This window comes from Tenacibaculum caenipelagi (assembly GCF_004363005.1).
Lineage (GTDB): Bacteria > Bacteroidota > Bacteroidia > Flavobacteriales > Flavobacteriaceae > Polaribacter > Polaribacter caenipelagi.
This window is the reverse complement of sequence record NZ_SNYH01000002.1, coordinates 200,405-218,856: the sequence shown is the minus strand read 5'-3', so window position 1 is coordinate 218,856 and position 18,452 is coordinate 200,405. Positions and strand designations below refer to the sequence as shown.

General features: G+C 33.1%; 15 protein-coding genes. 7 read left to right on the top strand and 8 right to left on the bottom strand.

What is annotated here, in order from left to right:
- The first annotated feature begins 115 nt into the window (after positions 1-115).
- Together DFQ07_RS04520 and DFQ07_RS04515 are read left to right on the top strand one after the other, a co-directional pair.
- Positions 116-2,806 (top strand): Ig-like domain-containing protein, encoded by a 2,691-nt coding sequence (locus tag DFQ07_RS04520; RefSeq protein WP_133535087.1) that lies wholly within the window; start codon positions 116-118, stop codon positions 2,804-2,806.
- Positions 2,807-2,892: 86 nt separating this feature from the next.
- Entirely contained in the window at positions 2,893-3,402 is a 510-nt protein-coding gene (locus DFQ07_RS04515; RefSeq protein WP_133535086.1) for an energy transducer TonB, read from the top strand.
- Positions 3,403-3,444: 42 nt separating this feature from the next.
- On the opposite strand, the gene DFQ07_RS04510 is transcribed toward DFQ07_RS04515, so the two are convergent.
- A complete protein-coding gene (locus tag DFQ07_RS04510; protein WP_133535085.1) occupies positions 3,445-5,214 on the bottom strand; it encodes a 1-deoxy-D-xylulose-5-phosphate synthase in 1,770 nt (589 codons plus the stop codon).
- 66 nt (positions 5,215-5,280) lie between these two features.
- Here DFQ07_RS04510 and rsmI point away from each other — a divergent pair, with 66 nt between their 5' ends.
- The 3 genes from rsmI to DFQ07_RS04495 all read left to right on the top strand — a co-directional run bounded on the left by rsmI (position 5,281) and on the right by DFQ07_RS04495 (position 7,780).
- Entirely contained in the window at positions 5,281-5,952 is a 672-nt protein-coding gene (gene rsmI, locus DFQ07_RS04505; RefSeq protein WP_133535084.1) for a 16S rRNA (cytidine(1402)-2'-O)-methyltransferase, read from the top strand.
- A 78-nt stretch (positions 5,953-6,030) separates the two neighbouring features.
- On the top strand, positions 6,031-7,080 hold the full coding sequence (locus tag DFQ07_RS04500) for a ferredoxin--NADP reductase (protein WP_133535083.1): 1,050 nt from the start codon (positions 6,031-6,033) through the stop codon (positions 7,078-7,080).
- A 22-nt stretch (positions 7,081-7,102) separates the two neighbouring features.
- Positions 7,103-7,780, top strand: a complete 678-nt coding sequence (locus tag DFQ07_RS04495; protein ID WP_133535082.1) for a LysE family translocator — start codon at positions 7,103-7,105, stop codon at positions 7,778-7,780.
- Here DFQ07_RS04495 and mgtE read toward each other — a convergent pair.
- From mgtE to DFQ07_RS04470, 5 genes are all read right to left on the bottom strand, one after another.
- On the bottom strand, positions 7,777-9,126 hold the full coding sequence (gene mgtE / locus DFQ07_RS04490; protein WP_133535081.1) for a magnesium transporter: 1,350 nt from the start codon (positions 9,124-9,126) through the stop codon (positions 7,777-7,779). The genes DFQ07_RS04495 and mgtE overlap by 4 nt on opposite strands.
- 91 nt (positions 9,127-9,217) lie before the next feature.
- Entirely contained in the window at positions 9,218-10,021 is an 804-nt protein-coding gene (gene rsmA / locus DFQ07_RS04485) for a 16S rRNA (adenine(1518)-N(6)/adenine(1519)-N(6))-dimethyltransferase RsmA (RefSeq protein WP_133535080.1), read from the bottom strand.
- Between the two features lie 2 nt (positions 10,022-10,023).
- The gene (gene bla, locus DFQ07_RS04480) at positions 10,024-10,752 is read right to left on the bottom strand and encodes a subclass B1 metallo-beta-lactamase (RefSeq protein ID WP_133535079.1); all 729 of its coding nucleotides are present in this window, start codon (positions 10,750-10,752) and stop codon (positions 10,024-10,026) included.
- A gap of 4 nt (positions 10,753-10,756) precedes the next feature.
- Positions 10,757-11,086, bottom strand: a complete 330-nt coding sequence (locus tag DFQ07_RS04475) for a DUF4286 family protein (RefSeq protein ID WP_133535078.1) — start codon at positions 11,084-11,086, stop codon at positions 10,757-10,759.
- 62 nt (positions 11,087-11,148) lie between these two features.
- Complete coding sequence (locus DFQ07_RS04470) at positions 11,149-12,924, bottom strand: tetratricopeptide repeat protein (protein WP_133535077.1); 1,776 nt, start codon at positions 12,922-12,924, stop codon at positions 11,149-11,151.
- A gap of 122 nt (positions 12,925-13,046) precedes the next feature.
- On the opposite strand from DFQ07_RS04470, the gene DFQ07_RS15485 reads away from it, so the two are divergent.
- Complete coding sequence (locus DFQ07_RS15485; protein WP_166627718.1) at positions 13,047-13,190, top strand: hypothetical protein; 144 nt, start codon at positions 13,047-13,049, stop codon at positions 13,188-13,190.
- An 89-nt stretch (positions 13,191-13,279) separates the two neighbouring features.
- Here the strand turns inward: DFQ07_RS15485 and serS are convergent, their stop codons facing one another.
- Both serS and DFQ07_RS04460 read right to left on the bottom strand, forming a co-directional pair.
- Entirely contained in the window at positions 13,280-14,554 is a 1,275-nt protein-coding gene (serS, locus tag DFQ07_RS04465; RefSeq protein ID WP_133535076.1) for a serine--tRNA ligase, read from the bottom strand.
- A gap of 62 nt (positions 14,555-14,616) precedes the next feature.
- Positions 14,617-15,546 carry a bifunctional riboflavin kinase/FAD synthetase gene (locus DFQ07_RS04460; protein WP_133535075.1) on the bottom strand — a complete coding sequence of 310 codons (930 nt, stop codon included), beginning with the start codon at positions 15,544-15,546 and terminating at the stop codon, positions 14,617-14,619.
- A 192-nt stretch (positions 15,547-15,738) separates the two neighbouring features.
- Between DFQ07_RS04460 and DFQ07_RS04455 the strand changes: the two genes are divergently transcribed.
- The gene (locus DFQ07_RS04455; RefSeq protein WP_133535074.1) at positions 15,739-18,447 is read left to right on the top strand and encodes a TonB-dependent receptor; all 2,709 of its coding nucleotides are present in this window, start codon (positions 15,739-15,741) and stop codon (positions 18,445-18,447) included.
- Positions 18,448-18,452 lie beyond the last annotated feature (5 nt).

Sequence of the window (18,452 nt, the reverse complement as noted above, 5' to 3'; positions counted from 1 at the left end):
AGATTAATGTTAACCAGATTATTATATGATTAAATTTAATAAAAATAACCGATTGAATTGAAAAGGAAAAAATATATTTGTTTAACTAACTATAAAATTATAAATCCCCCTCACTATGAAAAAAACTATTTTCGCACTGTTATTTTTAGTCATTCTTAGTACTTATGGATCTAATGATAAGTACCGATTAATTATTACAGACAATCCTGCAACCACTATAATGATTGGTTGGAATCAAATTTCAGGATCCACCCCAGTTGTATACTATGGAACGACTGATAATGGGGCCAATTGGTCAAATTATCCAAACTCTAAATCAGTAAATCGTTCTGTTTCTTATAAAGGAATGAATAACAACTTTGCCCAATTAACAGGATTAACTCCCAATACAAACTACTATTTTGTAATTAAAGACAGCGAAGGTGTAAGCAGTCGTTTTTGGTTTAAAACTGCTCCGAGCACTAATGATAAAATGTCGTTTATTGCAGGTGGTGATTCAAGAAACAACAGAACACCAAGAAGAGATGCTAATTTATTAGTCTCTAAATTAAAACCAACGGCGGTATTTTTTGGAGGAGACATGACTAATGGAGATTCTAATTCTGAATGGCAAGACTGGTTTAATGATTGGCAATATACTACTGCAAGTGACGGAAGAATGTTTCCTATAGTGCCAACAAGAGGAAACCATGAAGGATCAAACAATAGTATTTATAACTTATTTAATGTTCCTTCAACGAGTGTTTATTACGATATCACATTCGGAAATAATCTATATACAATTTATACGTTGAATTCAGAGATTTCTGCTGGTGGCACTCAGTATTCATGGTTAAGCCAAAAGTTGAATGCTAATAATTCTATATGGAAGTCTGCTCAATACCACAAACCTATGCGTCCGCATGTATCATCAAAATCAGAAGGAAATGATGAGTATTCAAGTTGGTCTCAATTGTTTTATGATAAAGGAGTGAATTTGGTATTTGAATCAGATTCTCATACCGTAAAAACTACATGGCCGGTAAAACCTTGTTCTAGTGGAAGCAATTGTGATGAAGGGTTTGTTAGAGATGATGTTAATGGAACTATTTATGTTGGAGAAGGTTGCTGGGGAGCACCGTTACGTTCATCTGACGATTCAAAAAACTGGACAAGAAATGCGAGTACATTTAATCAGTTTAAATGGATTTTTGTAGAAGAATCTAAAATAGAAGTTAGAACAATTAAGGTAGATAATGCAAGTAGTGTAGGTGCTGTTTCAAATCAAAACCCATTTACAATACCATCAAATTTAGATATATGGACCCCATCTAATGGTAGTGTGGTAACAATTACGAATAATAATGTTAGCTATCCAGAAGTTACCATTACGAGTCCATTATCAGGATCATCACATACAGTAAATAGTTCGGTAACAATAGCTGCTACTGCTACAGATAGTGATGGAACTATCTCAGACGTTAAGTTTTATGTAAACAATTCGTTGTTAGGAACTGATTCTAATACTCCATATTCGTATAACTGGGTTCCTAGTGTTGACAACCAATCATATACGATTAAAGCAGTAGCAACAGATAATGAAGGTAATGAAACAACCTCTGAAGAAGTAACAGTTTTTGTAGGAAACGTTTCCAAAACAGTAACATCAACAATAAATAGCACAAATGATGATGCTGAGCAATATGAGTCGTCAGGAACCATGTATATGAATAGCTCTGATTTGGAATTGGTATACGACGGAAGTTCAAAAGGAAATCAACATATAGGATTGTTATTTAGAAACTTAAATATACCAGCAGATGCTACAATAACGAATGCGTTTATACAATTTACTACAGACGAAACAAATTCGGGAAGTACATCATTGGCAATAAAAATTCAAGATTCATCAAATGCACCAGATATAACTTCTCAAAGTTATAATATTACTTCAAGAAGTTATTATAGTCAGTCGGTTTCGTGGAGTCCAAACCCATGGAATTCGATTGGAGCGTCTGGTACAAATCAAAGGACACCAAGCTTAAAAACGTTAGTACAATACATTGTAAACAAATCTAATTGGAGTTCGGGTAATTCAATGATGTTTTATATTTCAGGAACAGGTGAGCGAACAGCAGAATCATATGACGGAAGCAGTTCTAATGCGCCAAAGTTGGTAGTTACTTATAGTACTGGAAGCTCTGACAATGGAGGTGGTGGAGAAATACCAAGTTGTGAAGATTTAAGTATAACCATTACATTCGATAAGTACTCTTCTGAAACTTCTTGGACTTTGAAAAATAGTAATGGAGAAACAGTTTTAAGTGGAGGTAACTATACCCAAGGAAATGGAGAATCTGTTACTGTTTCAAAATGTTTATCTGTTGGGTGCTATGATTTTACCATTAAAGATGAGTATGGAGATGGTATTTGTTGTAGTTACGGAAGTGGTTCGTATGAAATAACCAATAGTAATGGTGAAGTTTTAGCTTCGGGAGGAAGTTTTGGCTCTTCTGAAACCAAACAAGTATGTTTAAACACTTCAGCGAGAATACAACTAAAAAAGGCACAAGACGAAACAACAAAAAGTTCAAAAATAAATATTTTTCCAAACCCAGTATTTGATAGAGTTTATATAAGAGGAGGAAATAATACAGTTCTATGGACTGCTAAAATAGTAGATCTCTCAGGAAGAAAATTGATAGAAATTCCAGTGATTAATAATTCAATTGATCTATCTATAATTCCAAATAAGAGAGTATATGTTCTGGAAATTTATGACGAATCTGGACAAAAGAAACTTTCTGAAAAAATAGTAAAAAAATAGAAAATTTTTAAAAATTGGAAAAGACGGAAAGCATTAACTTTCCGTCTTTTTTATTTTAAATTTGCTCCATATTTAATAAAAAAATTATGAAAAAGAATTTATTGTTTTTATTTGCTGTGGTTATAACTGGTTTTTGTAATTCTCAAGAAATAGTAGAGAAAGATAAAAAAGAATATGCAGATGTTCCTTTTGCTATAATAGAGGAAGTTCCTGTCTTTCCAGGGTGTGAAAAAGTTTCACTTCAGAGAGAAAAAAAAGGTTGTTTAAACTCAATGATGCAAAAACACATTGTAGAAAATTTTAATTTAAATATTGTAAGTTGCTTAGAAGAAAAAGAAGTTTATAATGAAGAAAAGAAGATTTATGAGAAACGATGTGTCAATGTTCTTAGTCGAGGAAAGAAAAGAATTTATCTTCAATTTAAAATAGGTAAAACAGGAGAAATAGAAGATATTTTTGCTAGAGCTCCACATCCAAAACTAAAGGAAGAAGCGATAAGAATAGCAAAACTACTCCCTCAAATGAAACCAGGGTTACAAAAAGGGAAACCAGTTAGAGTTGGTTATACCTTGCCTATCACATTTAATGTTGAATAGTTTACAACAAAAAAAAGCGAACCAATTTGGTTCGCTTTTTTTTTACAATAATTTTTGAATTGTTTTTTTAATTGAATTAACATCTATTCCACAAACTTCTTGCAATTGCTGAATGGTTCCATGATGAACAAATTCATCAGGAACTCCTAATAGTTTAATTTTTCCTTGATAATTTACTTCGGAAGCATATTCTAATACAGTACTCCCAAATCCGCCTTTAATGGTGCCGTCTTCAACAGTGATAATTGTATCAAACTTTTTGAAAATATTCTCTAAAAGTTGTTTATCTAAAGGCTTTACAAAACGTAAGTCGTAATGAGCAATCACTTCTTTATTTTCAAGCTGATTAATCGCTTCTGAGACATTATCAGCAATAGTTCCGATAGATAACACTGCTAATTTAATTCCTTCTTTTAAACAGATTCCTTTGCCAATTTCTATGTTCTCGAATGGAAGTTGCCATTGCTCTAATTTTCCTTTGCCTCTCGGATACCGAATCGCAATCGGATGTTCCAATCCTTGTTGAGCGGTAAACATCATATTACGTAGCTCAATTTCGTTACGAGGAGCAAATACAATCAGATTTGGGATACAACTTAAATAGGTCAAATCAAAAACTCCGTGATGTGTTGCTCCATCTTCACCAACCAATCCCGCTCTGTCCAAGCAGAAAATTACTGGTAAGTTTTGCAAAGCTACATCGTGAATTATTTGGTCGTAAGCGCGTTGTAAAAATGTAGAGTAGATATTACAAAAAGGAATTAACCCTTGGGTAGCCATACCTGCAGCTAAGGTTACTGCATGTTGTTCAGCGATACCGACATCAAAAGTTCGGTTAGGAAAAGCTTCCAACATAAATTTTAACGAACTTCCTGTTAACATGGCTGGAGTAATACCCACAATTTTTTCGTTTAGCTGAGCGAGTTCAACTATAGTTTTACCAAAGACATCTTGAAATTTGGTATACTTACTTTCTTCTTTTGGTAATACATCTCCAGAAACTTTATCAAACTTTCCAGGTGCATGGTATTTTACCTGATCTTGTTCAGCTTGTCGTAATCCTTTTCCTTTGGTGGTGATTACATGCAGAAATTTTGGACCTTGAATGCTTTTTAGGCGGTTTAATTCTGATAATAATTCATCAAAATTATGCCCGTCGATGGGACCAGAATAATCGAAGTTTAAGGCTTCGAAAATATTGTGTTGTTCAACTTCTAATCGAGGTGATTTTATTTTCGTTAAATAATCATTTAAAGCACCTACGGATGGATCAATTCCAATGGCATTATCATTCAGAATAACTAAAAGGTTAGCATTGGTGTCTCCTGCATGATTTAAGGCTTCAAAAGCCATTCCGCTTGCAATAGAAGCATCTCCAATAACAGCAATGTGATGCTTTTCAATACCTTGCAATTTAGAAGCAATAGCCATTCCTAAAGCTGCCGAAATAGCGGTAGAGGAGTGACCAACACCAAAGGTGTCGTATTCACTTTCAGAGCGTTTTGGAAAGCCTGAAATACCGTCGAACTGACGATTGGTATGAAAAACATCTTTTCTTCCTGTTAAAATTTTATGTCCGTATGCTTGATGTCCCACATCCCAAACTAACAAATCGTTTGGAGTATCAAATAAATAATGGAGAGCGATGGTGAGTTCTACCACACCTAAACTTGCACCTAAATGCCCTTCTTTTGTGGAAACCACATCAATAATAAACTCACGCAATTCTTGGGCGAGCTGTGGTAATTCTTCTGATGTTAGCTTACGTAAATCAGCAGGAATTTGAATGTTTTTCAATAGGTCGTTCGACATATAGCAAAAGTACAAAAAGGTAGAGATTCCTAACTTTTTAGACTAAAAACTTTGTAGTTTTGTTGTATGAGCAAATTGTACTTGGTACCCACACCGATTGGAAATTTAGAAGACATTACGTTACGAGCGCTAAAAGTCTTACAAGAAGTAGATTATATTTTAGCTGAAGATACGCGTACGAGCGGAAAACTGCTAAGGCATTTTGATATTTCTACACCTATGCAATCGCACCATATGCACAACGAACACAAAACGGTAGAAACAATTGTAAGACGTTTGCAAAGTGGTGAAACTTTTGCATTAATCTCTGATGCTGGAACTCCCGCAATTTCAGATCCTGGTTTTTTATTAACAAGAGCTTGTGTACAACATGGTGTTGAGGTAGAATGTTTACCAGGAGCTACTGCTTTTGTACCTGCATTGGTAAACTCTGGGTTACCTAATGATAAGTTTGTTTTTGAAGGATTTTTACCTGTTAAAAAAGGACGCCAAACTCGTTTAGAATTCTTGGCTGAAGAAACGCGCACGATGATTTTTTATGAGAGTCCACATAAATTATTAAAAACTCTTGCAAATTTCGCGGAGTATTTTGGTGAAGACAGACAAATATCGGTTTCTAGAGAATTGACAAAATTATTTGAAGAAACCAAAAGAGGAAGTGTAAAAGAAGTACTAGCATATTATACAGAAAAGCCTGCTAAAGGCGAGATTGTAATTGTGGTTGAGGGTAAGAAGTAGATAAATTAAAGTTTTATAATAACCCTAACTTTTGTTCGTGTTGAGTTTCTTATTTTTGTAGTTCTTTAAAAAGAATAGATGTCTACATTTCATAAACTACGTATTGAAAAAATAATAAAAGAAACACCAGAAGCTGTTTCTATTTTATTTACCGTTCCGGCAGAGTTAAAAGAAGATTATACTTTTATTGCAGGACAATATATCACTGTAAAAGCTATCTTAGACGATAGGGAAATAAGAAGAGCATACTCTATCTGTGCTTCACCGAATAGTGAACAAATTAAAGTGGCTGTAAAAGCAGTTGATCATGGAACATTTTCAACCTATGCAACTACAAAGTTAAAAGAAGATACTTTTTTAGAGGTCTCTGAACCAGAAGGGAAATTTTTGTTAGAGCCTCAGGCACAAAAGAATTACATTGCATTTGCTGCGGGTAGTGGAATTACTCCTGTTTTATCAATGGTGAAAGCAGTGTTAGAAAATGAGCCTACATCAACATTTACATTAGTGTTTGGAAATAAAAAAGCAGAAAGCACTATATTTTATGATGAGTTGAATGACTTAGCGACTAAATATCCTACTCAATTTAATTTACACTATGTGTTTAGCCAAGAGGTGAGAACTAATAGTAAATTAGGTAGAATTGATAAAGGGCTTGTAAATTATTTTGTAAAGAACCTTCATAAAGATATTTCTTTTGATTCGGCATATTTATGCGGCCCAGAAGAAATGATTAAAACAGTTTCTAATACACTTCAAGAAGACGGGTTTGACGAAGAAAATATCTATTTTGAATTATTTACAGCTACTATTTCAGAAGAAGAAGCAGCACTACATATTCCGGATGGAAAATCGGAGGTTATAGTGATGTTAGATGATGAAGAGCACAGCTTTACAATGGATAAAACAGATACTATTTTAGCGGCCTCTTTACGTCATAAGCTAGATGCTCCATATTCGTGTCAAGGGGGGGTTTGTAGCAGCTGTATAGCAAAGGTTACTGAAGGTAAAGCTGTAATGGCAAAAAATTCTATTTTAACAGATGATGAATTAGAAGAAGGTTTGGTACTTACCTGTCAAGCGCATCCTACAACGCAGAAGATAGTGGTAGATTTTGATGATGTTTAAGTAAAATCATAATTTTATAGCTATGGATTTCTATGATTTTAAAAATGCTTTTTTAGTAGGTGTTTTTATGGCTTTTATGATAGGGCCAGTATTTTTTATGTTGATTAAAACCAGTATTTTAAAAGGGGCTAGAGCAGCCATTGCTTTTGATTTTGGAGTGATTTTAGGCGATATCTCTTTTATGTTAATTGCCTATTATGGTAGTAGAAGTCTGTTAGAAGAAATAAAAGATGATCCAAGACTATTTCTTATTGGTGGTTTGGTACTTATTGTGTATGGGTTACTTACGTATTTAGATAAAAATAACAAAAAAGAAACAGAAGTTTCTGATGTAATAATTCCAGAGAGTAACAATTATATAAAATTAATGTTTAAAGGCTTTTTTTTAAACTTTATTAATATTGGAGTCTTAGCTTTTTGGTTAGGGTTAATTGTAGTTATAGGTCCTACTTATGATATGAATCCAAAGTACTTAGTTTGGTATTTTGGAACGGTAATAGCAGGATATGCTCTTACCGATTTAGGAAAAATATTATTAGCTAAACAGTTAAAAAGTAGGTTGACTCCTTTAGTAATTTATCGTATAAAAAGAGGGATGGGAGTATTGTTAATTGTTTTCGGAGCTGTATTAATGCTGAAAGGATTTATTCCGAAAGGAAAAATTGATAATCTAATTGAAAAAGTAGAATCAATAGATTAAAAACCGATAATGATTTTGGCTATTGAAAAGTAAATTAAAATTCCAAAAATATCATTGCTGGTCGTAATAAAAGGTCCAGTAGCAATTGCAGGGTCAATACCATATTTATCCAAAGCTAAAGGGATAGAAGTGCCTACCAAACCTGCTACAATAATTACTGAAAATAATGAAATAGCGATAGCAATAGCTACCTGAAAATCTCCTTTAGTTATCCACACAAAAAAGAATAGTAAAATAGCGAGAATTACTCCGTTTAACATCGCCAATGAAATTTCTTTTAATAGACGATTCCATAAAGAACCCTTAATTACATCATTCGCTAAGCCTTGTACTATAATTGCTGATGATTGTACACCAACATTACCAGCCATTGCAGCAATTAAAGGCGTAAATAAAAAGAGTATAGGACTCTTTTCCATAGCATCTTGAAAAATTCCCATAATACTTGCGGCACTTAAGCCTCCAATCATACCTAAAAATAACCAAGGTAACCTTGCCTTTGTTAATTGTAAAATGCTATCCTCCGAGTCAACATCTTGCGTAATACCCGCAGCTAATTGATAATCTTTTTCGGCCTCTTCTTTAATTACATCAACAATATCATCAATGGTAATCCTTCCGACTAAAACCCCCAACTCATCTACAACAGGAATGGCTTCAAGATCATATTTGCGCATTATATTAGCGACTTCTTCTGCTTTATCATGTACGTTTACAGAATCTACCTTAGGAATATAAACATCGGATATTTTTGAACGGGTAGAGGCCATTAATAGATCTTTTAATGATAAACGCCCCTTTAATTTTCCTCCATCATCTACTACATAAATAGAGTGTACTCGGGTTACCTCTTCAGCTTGTTGACGCATTTTTTTTACACAGGTAAGTACATTCCAGTTCTCATTCACTTTTACCAATTCTTTCGCCATTAACCCTCCTGCTGAGTCTTCGTCGTAACGTAATAATTCAACAATTTCTTTGGCGTGTTCACGATCTTCAATTTGTTGAATAACTTCTTGCTTACGATCTTCGGGTAATTCGGCAATAACGTCGGCAGCATCATCGGTGTCTAGCTCATCTATTTCTTCGGCAATTTCTTTGGCTGAAAGTTGTCCCAGAATTTTTTCGCGCACTTCTTCATCAACATCCATCAACACGTCTGATGTTGTCTCACTATCTAGTAAACGAATAATATATACAGCCTCATCAAACGATAACTCGTCTAATACCTCTGCAATATCAGCGTGGTGAAAGTCTGAAAAGAATTCAGAAAGGGTACTATCTTTCTGGTTTAGTATTAGATCTTGTACGTTTTCTAATAAGTCTTTAGTGATCTCTAATGCCATCGTTTACGATTTTACTCGATAATCGAGATTTGAATATTCCGAAATCTAATTTAAAGCTAAAGAAAGGGCTACTTTACCTTTTAATAATCTCTTAACTATTGTCCTGAGCTATTTTTTGTGTCAATTCAATGAATCTTTGTACCGATAATTGCTCGGGACGCATCGCAAATATAGGGTCTTCTTTTAAGCTATCCGAAAGATTGAAAGATTTTAAGCTTGAACGCAACATTTTTCTTCGTTGATTAAAGGCTGTTTTTACTACTCTGAAGAATAACTTTTCGTCAACAGGAAGTGTATAGTTTTCTTTTCTAATAAGACGAATAACTCCAGAATCTACCTTAGGAGGCGGGTTAAACACAGATGGAGGTACGGTAAATAAATATTCAGCATCATAAAAAGCTTGTGTTAATACCGATAATATTCCGTAAGTTTTATTACCCTCTTTCTCGGCAATTCGTTGCGCTACTTCTTTTTGAAACATTCCTGAAAATTCAGGAACAAACTCACGGTTTTCTATAGCTTTAAAAACAATCTGTGACGAAATATTGTAAGGGAAGTTTCCAATAATAGCTACTTGTTGCTGATTAAAAATCTCTGTAAAATTCTTCTTTAAAAAATCACCTTCAATAATAGTAAATTTTTCTGATGAGGTATTGAGTTTTATGTGTTCAACAGGAAAGGTTTCTTGTAAATAGGTTACTGATTCTGAATCTAGTTCCATTACCGTAACTTTTGGCTTTTTTTCCAGTAAATATTTGGTTAAAACGCCCATTCCAGGACCAATTTCTAACACGTTATCATACCCTTTTTCGGTAAGTGTATCAGCTATTTTTTTAGCGATATTTTCATCGTTTAAAAAATGTTGTCCTAAATGTTTTTTAGCTCTTACGGTCATATTTATTTAATTTCAAACATATTAATAGTGTAATCTAAAAGTTTTATATCACCACTATCTCCATGTCCAGGTATAACAGTTCTTATATTGGGGTAACTTTCTTTTATTTTTTTAACAGTTGATGACCAATCTTTAATATTAGCATCGTTTAAGTTTCCTTTTGAGGCATTGTTAGCCTTTATTAAACACCCTCCGAAAAGAATATTGTCATTAGGGAAGTAGCCTACTATATTGTCTTTTGTATGTCCTTCTCCAAAAAACTGCGCAATTACTTTTTTATCTCCTAAAAAAAACTCCTTTTTCCCATTGAATGAGTTTTGTGGTAAACTGGCATCTTTTTCATTAATTAGCTCGGTTGTTGCTTGGTTAGCATAAGAAGGAACACCATTTTTATGAAACACTGATAAGCCACCAACACAATCTACATGAAAATGTGTTGGAATGATAGCTTTAATCTCACACTTTAAAGAGTCTTTTACCCATTTAATTAATTCTTCTGTGGCTTCTATAGTCGTAGGAGTGTCAAAAATTAATGCCTCGTTATCATTTACTACCACCATTCCATTACAAGGAACATTTCCATAAGTTTCTGTTTTTAAAAATGAAATATGTTGGTAGGTATTAGGTGATGTTTTTACAATTTTAAGATTTTTTAAATCTTTCTTATTTATTTCTTGCTTACAACTAAAAAGAATCAAAGAGATAAGCGGTAGCACAAAAAGTCTTTTCATTATTTTAATTACTAGTTACAGTTGGATAAAACTCATTTACTACTTTTAACTCGGTACGAAAAGCAAGCATTTTATCAGCAAACTTTTTTAATCCGTCGTTACGCAATTTTTCAGCGCTGTATTTGTAGTAATTGTCTAAGTCTTCACGAGTTTTTGCAGTATATTGAATTGAATAGGTGATACCTCCCATTTCTTCTTCTACTAAAACTTGTGTCATTTTTGCACTTAAAAAATGTCCTGTAGCCAATACTTCTGGGATATGGCTCTCAATCCATGTTAACCATTCTGCGTGTATGCTTTCATCTATGTTTACTGTTACGTTGTATATGTACATGCTTCTTATTTTTTATTTGAAATGTTAGAATTGATACATTGTCAAATTTTACAATTGATTTGCTAAATATCGTCTCCTCTTAATTTTCTATATTTTTTTCGAGCGTCTACTAAATAGATGCTTGATGGGTGGTCAAAAATAATCTTTTGATAGTATTCTTTAGCCTTTTCTGGGTTATTTAATTCGTTATTGTATAACTCAGCCATATGATAATACACGTCATCTACATAAATCCCATTTTTATCTAAAGCTATGATTCTAGCATAATTTAAAATAGCTTCGTCATATTGTTTTTTCTTAATAAACAATTGGGCTTGTTTAAATAGTGCTTCGTCTTCAATAGGTTGTCCTTTAAAGGTTATTATAATATTATTTAAAATAGCTATAGCTTCGTCGTTTTTATTCTGAAAAGCTAACAAATCGGCTTTAGCATATTCTTTTAACCCAGATGAAATACTGTCTTTAGGTTCATTATCAGAAATGGTTAAAAATAAATCGGCTGCATCATTTGCAATAAGTTGGGTTGCAGATCCTTTTAAAATTTTTAGTTGCGCTTTAGCCCACTTAAAATCATTCTTAAAATAAGAAGTTTGTGCCACTTTAAAACGAGCTTCTTGACCTAGATAATGGTTTTTAAATTGTGTTTGTACCTGAGAAAAATAAATTAAAGCTGTATTAAATTTACCCATGTACACTAAAACATCTCCTAATTTTAATTTTATAGAGGCTTTAATAAACTTTGAATTAGCAAAAGTTAATGCGTTTTTTAAAATGAGAGAAGCCTTTTGCGGATTGTTTTTTGTAAATGTTAAATAGTTAGCATATGCTATTTGAGTAAACAGAGTTTTACTATTAATTCCGTATTCTTTAAAAATAGTATTAAAGCGTTCATCAATATTGGGTTGTTTGGTAGCAATTGCTATTTTTAAGTTGTTATTAATAGCTCTAAACTTATCTTGTGGGTAGTTGGTTTTTTCAATAATTATATCGAAACATTTCTTTGCTGTTTCGTAATCTTTATTTTCTAGTGCAATTTCGCCTAACTCATTAATTTTTCCTAAGTTGTCAGGATTTCTAGCCAATAAAGCTTTGTTTTGAATAAATGCTTTGCTGTATTGTTTTTGTGTAATAAATAGCCAAGCAAGTAAATCGTTCCAAATATCTTTAGGATTACTTATTGATTTTCGTAATAATGCTTTTTTAAACAAAATATTGTTTTCATTTTCACTATCGTCATTAATGTATTTGCCTGTATAGCGTTTTACATTGTTTAGATAATTATCGTTTTTATCAACTAAGCTTATGTAAGATTCAAACATTTGTTCAAAATCTCCTTTTTCACCATAAATTTGAGCTAATTGAAAACCATAATTAGCCTTTGGGTTGTTCAACATTACTTTTTGATAAACTTCAATAGCAAAATCTAATTTGTTATAATTCTTAAATAACCCAGCAATTAAAGATCCGTAATTAGTTTTTTTATCGATTGATTTAATTGCTATTTGATAGTGATAGTTGGCGTTGTCTATTTTTTCTTGGCGTTCAAAGTTGTAGCCAAGAATTACATGTAAGTATGTTAAGTTAGGTTTTTCTTTTAGTTTTTGAGTAAGAAGGTTCTCTGCAGTAGTAAATTGCTCAGTTTCTTGATAACAGGTAATTAATCTTTTTAAGTAATTCGTATTGTAAGGACTTTGATTGTATAGTTCTTTATACAGCTGAATTGCCTTTTCATATTCATTATTTCTAAAATAATTTTCAGCAATAATAAACTCATTTTGTTGTGCGTAACTAAATAAACTTAAAATCAGTAAATTAAATAAAATAATGGCTCTTTTCATCTATCAAAAATACAGAACATAATTGTTAAAATACTATTAAAAGTGGTGGTTTTTTGAAAAGTAATGTAACATTTTGGCACGAACTTTGTCTTATTGATAACAACAATTAAACAATGTATACTATGAAAAACTTTACTACACAATACGAGATAGCAAAGCAGAATGCAAACGAGTTTATGAGAAAAGGTCAAATAACTCAATATTTTGAAGCATTACTAGAAATGAACAAGTACAAGAGATTAATGGTAGCTGTAGTTGCCAACTAAACATATTTTTTTCAATGGGGATTGATTAATTAAAAATCCCAAGCATCGTAATTGAGGCTTGGGATTTTTTATTTTATAAACGAAAATTTTTAATCAATCATATCAAAACCACAATAAGGAACTAATACTTCTGGAATTTTAATTCCGTCAGCAGTTTGATAGTTCTCTAAAATACCTGCCAAGACACGAGGTAAGGCTAAAGAGCTTCCATTTAAGGTATGTACTAGTTGGCTTTTACCTTCTTTGTTTTTAAAGCGTAATTTTAAACGATTAGCTTGGAAGGTTTCGAAATTTGAAGCCGAACTAATTTCTAACCAACGTTCTTGTGCGGTTGAGTATAACTCAAAATCGAATGTTAGGGCAGAGGTAAATCCTGTATCACCACCACACAAGCGTAAAATACGATAAGGTAATTTTAACTCGCGTAAAATTTCTTTAATGTGTTCTACCATTCCATTTAAGGCATTGTATGAATTATCAGGATGTTCAATACGAACAATTTCAACTTTATCAAATTGGTGTAAACGGTTTAATCCACGAACATGCGCTCCATAACTTCCTGCTTCACGACGGAAACAAGGTGTATAACCTGTTACAGTAATTGGTAAATCGCTTTCTTGTACTAAATCACCTCTAAACATATTAGTAACAGGTACTTCTGCTGTTGGTATTAAGTATAAGTTGTCACCTGTTACATGGTACATTTGTCCTTCTTTATCAGGTAACTGACCTGTACCAAAACCTGAAGCCTCATTTACCAAATGAGGAACTTGTACTTCGTTATAACCCGCAGCAGTATTTTTATCTAAGAAATAGTTGATTAAAGCACGTTGCAAACGGGCTCCCTTTCCTTTGTATACAGGAAAACCAGCACCTGTAATTTTTGCGCCTAAGTCAAAATCGATAATGTCATATTTCTTTGCCAATTCCCAATGAGGTAACGCATTTTCTCCTAAATCAGGAATAATTCCTTCTTTAAAAATTTCTTCATTATCCTCTTCGTTTTTTCCTGCTTTTACAGAAGCATGAGGTATATTGGGAATTTGGTATAATAACTCGTTTAGTTTGTCAGCAGCGACATTTAATTCTTCTGTTAATTGCTTAGATTGCTCTTTTAACTCACCAGTTTTTTCTTTTAACTGATTAGCTTTTTCAATTTCACCAGATTTAAAAAGACCACCAATTTCTTTGGATATTTTGTTCGATTCAGCTAAAATATTATCTAAAGAAACTTGCGTAGTTCTACGCGTTTCATCAGCAGTTAATACTTCTTCAATAATTGTTTCGGCATCAGCAAAATTACGTTTTGCTAATCCGTCTAAAACAGTTTGTTTGTTTTCTCTAATAAACTGAACCTGTAACATCTTTTTATTTTTTTTAGAAAAGCAAAGATAAAAGAAGCAAGAGACTTAAGCAATGCTAGAGGCTAATTGTTTTTGAGGTAGTTTAAAGAAGTTTGTTTGTCTTTTTGTAGTTGAGAAATTAAATCAGGAACAGAATCGAATTTTTGTTCATCCCTTAAAAAATACAATAGCTCGATAGTTAATTCTTTGTCGTACAAATTTTGATTGAAATCGAAAAAGTGCACTTCAATGGTTTGGTGCTCACCATCAACTGTTGGTCGGTTACCAATATTCATCATTCCATAGATAGTAACATTCTCTATTACAGATTTTACTACATACACTCCTGTTTTCGGAATCAATTTATAACTTTCGGCAACATCAATATTAGCAGTAGGAAATCCTATTTTCCCGCCTAATTGTTTCCCGTTCACTACTTTTCCAGTAAGAGAAAAATTGTATCCTAAATAATCGTTAGCAGTTTTTAAATGTCCGTTGGCAAGTGCTCTTCTAATTTTGGTAGAGCTTACAGCAACTTCATCAATGTCTTGAGCAGGAATTTCTTCAACAGTAAAATCGTACAAGTGTGAATATTCGGTTAACTGTTCAATGTTACCTTCCCTGTTTTTTCCAAAATGATGATCATAACCAATAATCAGTTTTGAAATATTGAGTTGGTTAACTAAAACATCGCGAACAAACTCTAATGCAGTAAGTCTAGAAAATTCTTTACTAAAAGGGTGAATGATTAAATAATCTAATCCTAGTTTTTCAAGATGTTGCGCTCGTTCATCAATAGTGTTAATCAATTTAATTGTAACATCCTTTTGTAACACCATTCTTGGGTGTGGAAAAAATGTGAGTAATACCGATTTTTTACCACTAGATTTTGCTTCATGCACCAGTTTTTCAATGATTTTTTGATGCCCGATATGTACACCATCAAAAGTACCAATGGTAACTATTGTTTTTTGGGTAGGAATGAAGTCGAAAATTGAATGTGTAATTTCCAAGGTTACAAATAAATTTAGGCAAAAATACAATTTGTATAAGAGGATAGATAATAATTCAGGAATAAATTATAAAATTTAGAATTAGTAAACTTTTTCGTAATAAATTATTAGAATTGTAAAAAAAAAAGCTAAATATTTCGCAAATGAAAAAAAATTGTATTTTGCACTACAGTTAACAAATTATTTTACATTATGATGAAAAAACTATTACTTGTTGCATTTGTGCTGTTTGGCACAGCAATAATGGTTGCTCAGACTACCGTTACAGGTACAGTCAAAGACGCCTCGTTAGGAGAGCCAATACCGGGAGCAAACATTAAGGTTTCAAGAAAAGCAGTAGGTACTTCTACTGATTTTGACGGTAAGTTTACTATGACGGTAACAGATACCCCACCGTTTACTATTGAAATCTCTTCTTTAGGGTATCAACCAAAAACTGTTGAAATAACAACAAATAACCAAGTGGTTGAGGTTAGTTTAACAGAAAATGCAACTTCTTTAGATGAAGTAGTTGTATCGGCTTCGAGAACACCAGAACGTGTTATGGAATCACCCGTAACTATTGAGCGTTTTGATTCAAGAGCGATTAAGAATACAGCTTCTGCATCGTACTACGATGGATTAGAAAATTTAAAAGGAGTAGATGTCAATTCAGGTGGTTTAACTTTTAAAACAGTGAACACCCGTGGTTTTGCTACTTTTGGTAACGAGCGCTTTGTTCAGTTAGTTGATGGGATGGATAATGCATCTCCAGCATTGAACTTTGCAATAGGAAATTTATTAGGGATTTCTGAAGTAGATGTAAAAAGTGTTGAAATTTTGCCTGGTGCTGCTTCAGCATTATATGGTGCCAATGCATTTAACGGTATCATGTTAATGCGTAGTGAAAATCCTTTTAACGAACAAGGAATTAGTGTTGGGTTAAAAGCAGGATTAACAAGTCAAGAAGCAGCGGGAGATAATGGTTATTATGATGCTACAATTAAAATGGCACATGCTTTTGATGATTACTTTGCGGCTAAAGCTAGCTTTTCTTACTTAAAAGGAGAAGAATGGCATGCAACTGATTATAGAAATACTACAGGTATAGGTGGAACTTATATTGCAGGCACTAGTCATGCTGATGATCCGAACTACGATGGAGCGAATGTGTATGGAGATGAAGTTTCTGTTAATTTAGGAGGAGCTATTGGAAAGGTTAGTAGAACAGGATATAGAGAAGTAGACTTAATGTCTAACGAAGCTAAAAGTGTAAAATTCAATGGAGCTATTCATTATCGTCCTTTAGGTAATGACCGTGTTGAAATTATTTGGAATTCTAAATATGGTAGAGGTAATACTATCTATCAAGGACAAAACCGTTATAACTTAGCGAACTTCTTTATGGAGCAACATAAGTTAGAAGTAAGAGGTAAAAACTTCTTTGTAAGAGGGTATTATGCAGGTGAAGACGCAGGAGATTCATACGATACTCGTTTCGCTGCTATTAACATAAACAGTAAATGGAAATCTAATTCTGATTGGTTCCAACAATATGCAGCTGCGTATTTAGGTGCTATACCAGGTGTTCCAGCTTCAAATCATGCAGCTGCTAGGGCAGTAGCTGATACAGGTAGACCAGAACCTGGTTCGGCAGAGTTTACAAGATTGTTTAATGAAGTAACTTCGGATCCAGATTTATTAACAGGTTCAAAGTTTAGAGATAACACAAGTTATTACCATGCTGATGGTAACTTAAATTTACGAGATTATATCGATTGGGCTGAGGTACAAGTAGGAGGGTCATATAGACAATACAGATTGAACTCTTATGGAACTATTTATACCGATAGTGATGGTCCAATTAAATATGGAGAGTATGGGTTATACACTCAAATTCAAAAGAAAATGATGGATGATCGTTTAAAGTTCACGGGGTCTGTTCGTTATGATAAGTCAGATAATTTTGATGGAAATGTTACTCCAAGGGTTTCGTTAGCATACGCAGCAGGAGAAATGAAAAATCATAACTTCAGAGCATCGTTCCAAACAGGATTTCGTAATCCAACGACACAGGATCAATATATAGGCTTAGCAACTGGAGCAGGATTTATTTTAGGAACAGCTCCAGATAATATTGGGCGTTTTTCTGCGCCAGCAGTAACAACAACGGGAACATTTACATTAACAGGTCAAGATGTGTTTGATAGAGGATATTCTGCTAACTCAATAGCAAATGGGAATCCTACTTTGGCGACTACCGATTTAGTTGAGCCGGAAAAAGTAAAATCTTTTGAGGTTGGTTACCGTGCAGCACTTCCATTAGGAAAAAATAAGTTATCGGTTGATTTTAGTACTTACTACAACATGTATTCTGATTTTATTTCTAATAAGGACGTAGTTGTATTAGTAGACCCTAACACACCAGTTACAGTTAGTAATTTAACAAATAGAGACTTAGTAAGAACTTTTAGCGTAAAAACAAACTCAACTGTAGATGTTGATTCTTATGGAGTAGGTTTAGGATTGAATACTAAAATTTTTAACGGATTTGATGTAGGGTTAAACTATACATGGTCTAAGTTTGATTTTGACCAAGCTTCTGATCCAGATTTTGAAGCTGGTTTTAATACTCCAGAACATAAAGTTAAGATGCAGTTTGGACACCCTAACCTATTTGAAAATTTTGGATTTAATGTTAGTGCTCGTTGGCAAAATGAATTTTATTGGCAATCTACTTTCTTAGAAGGTACAGTTGATGAAAGAACTGTTATTGATGCGCAAATTAACTATTCTATTCCTTCAATTAAGTCTGTGTTTAAAGTAGGAGGTTCTAATTTAACAGGTGAAGAGTACTTAAGTGCTCCTGGAGTTGGTGCTGTAGGTTCTCAATTTTATATCTCTTGGACAATCAATAACTAAAAAAA

Bases quoted from the DNA above. Each gene is read 5' to 3' on its own strand.
- DFQ07_RS04520 (WP_133535087.1), top strand. From the start codon at position 116: ATGAAAAAAACTATTTTCGCACTGTTATTTTTAGTCATTCTTAGTACT.
- DFQ07_RS04515 (WP_133535086.1), top strand. From the start codon at position 2,893: ATGAAAAAGAATTTATTGTTTTTATTTGCTGTGGTTATAACTGGTTTT.
- DFQ07_RS04510 (WP_133535085.1), bottom strand. From the start codon at position 5,214: ATGTCGAACGACCTATTGAAAAACATTCAAATTCCTGCTGATTTACGT.
- rsmI (WP_133535084.1), top strand. From the start codon at position 5,281: ATGAGCAAATTGTACTTGGTACCCACACCGATTGGAAATTTAGAAGAC.
- DFQ07_RS04500 (WP_133535083.1), top strand. From the start codon at position 6,031: ATGTCTACATTTCATAAACTACGTATTGAAAAAATAATAAAAGAAACA.
- DFQ07_RS04495 (WP_133535082.1), top strand. From the start codon at position 7,103: ATGGATTTCTATGATTTTAAAAATGCTTTTTTAGTAGGTGTTTTTATG.
- mgtE (WP_133535081.1), bottom strand. From the start codon at position 9,126: ATGGCATTAGAGATCACTAAAGACTTATTAGAAAACGTACAAGATCTA.
- rsmA (WP_133535080.1), bottom strand. From the start codon at position 10,021: ATGACCGTAAGAGCTAAAAAACATTTAGGACAACATTTTTTAAACGAT.
- bla (WP_133535079.1), bottom strand. From the start codon at position 10,752: ATGAAAAGACTTTTTGTGCTACCGCTTATCTCTTTGATTCTTTTTAGT.
- DFQ07_RS04475 (WP_133535078.1), bottom strand. From the start codon at position 11,086: ATGTACATATACAACGTAACAGTAAACATAGATGAAAGCATACACGCA.
- DFQ07_RS04470 (WP_133535077.1), bottom strand. From the start codon at position 12,924: ATGAAAAGAGCCATTATTTTATTTAATTTACTGATTTTAAGTTTATTT.
- DFQ07_RS15485 (WP_166627718.1), top strand. From the start codon at position 13,047: ATGAAAAACTTTACTACACAATACGAGATAGCAAAGCAGAATGCAAAC.
- serS (WP_133535076.1), bottom strand. From the start codon at position 14,554: ATGTTACAGGTTCAGTTTATTAGAGAAAACAAACAAACTGTTTTAGAC.
- DFQ07_RS04455 (WP_133535074.1), top strand. From the start codon at position 15,739: ATGATGAAAAAACTATTACTTGTTGCATTTGTGCTGTTTGGCACAGCA.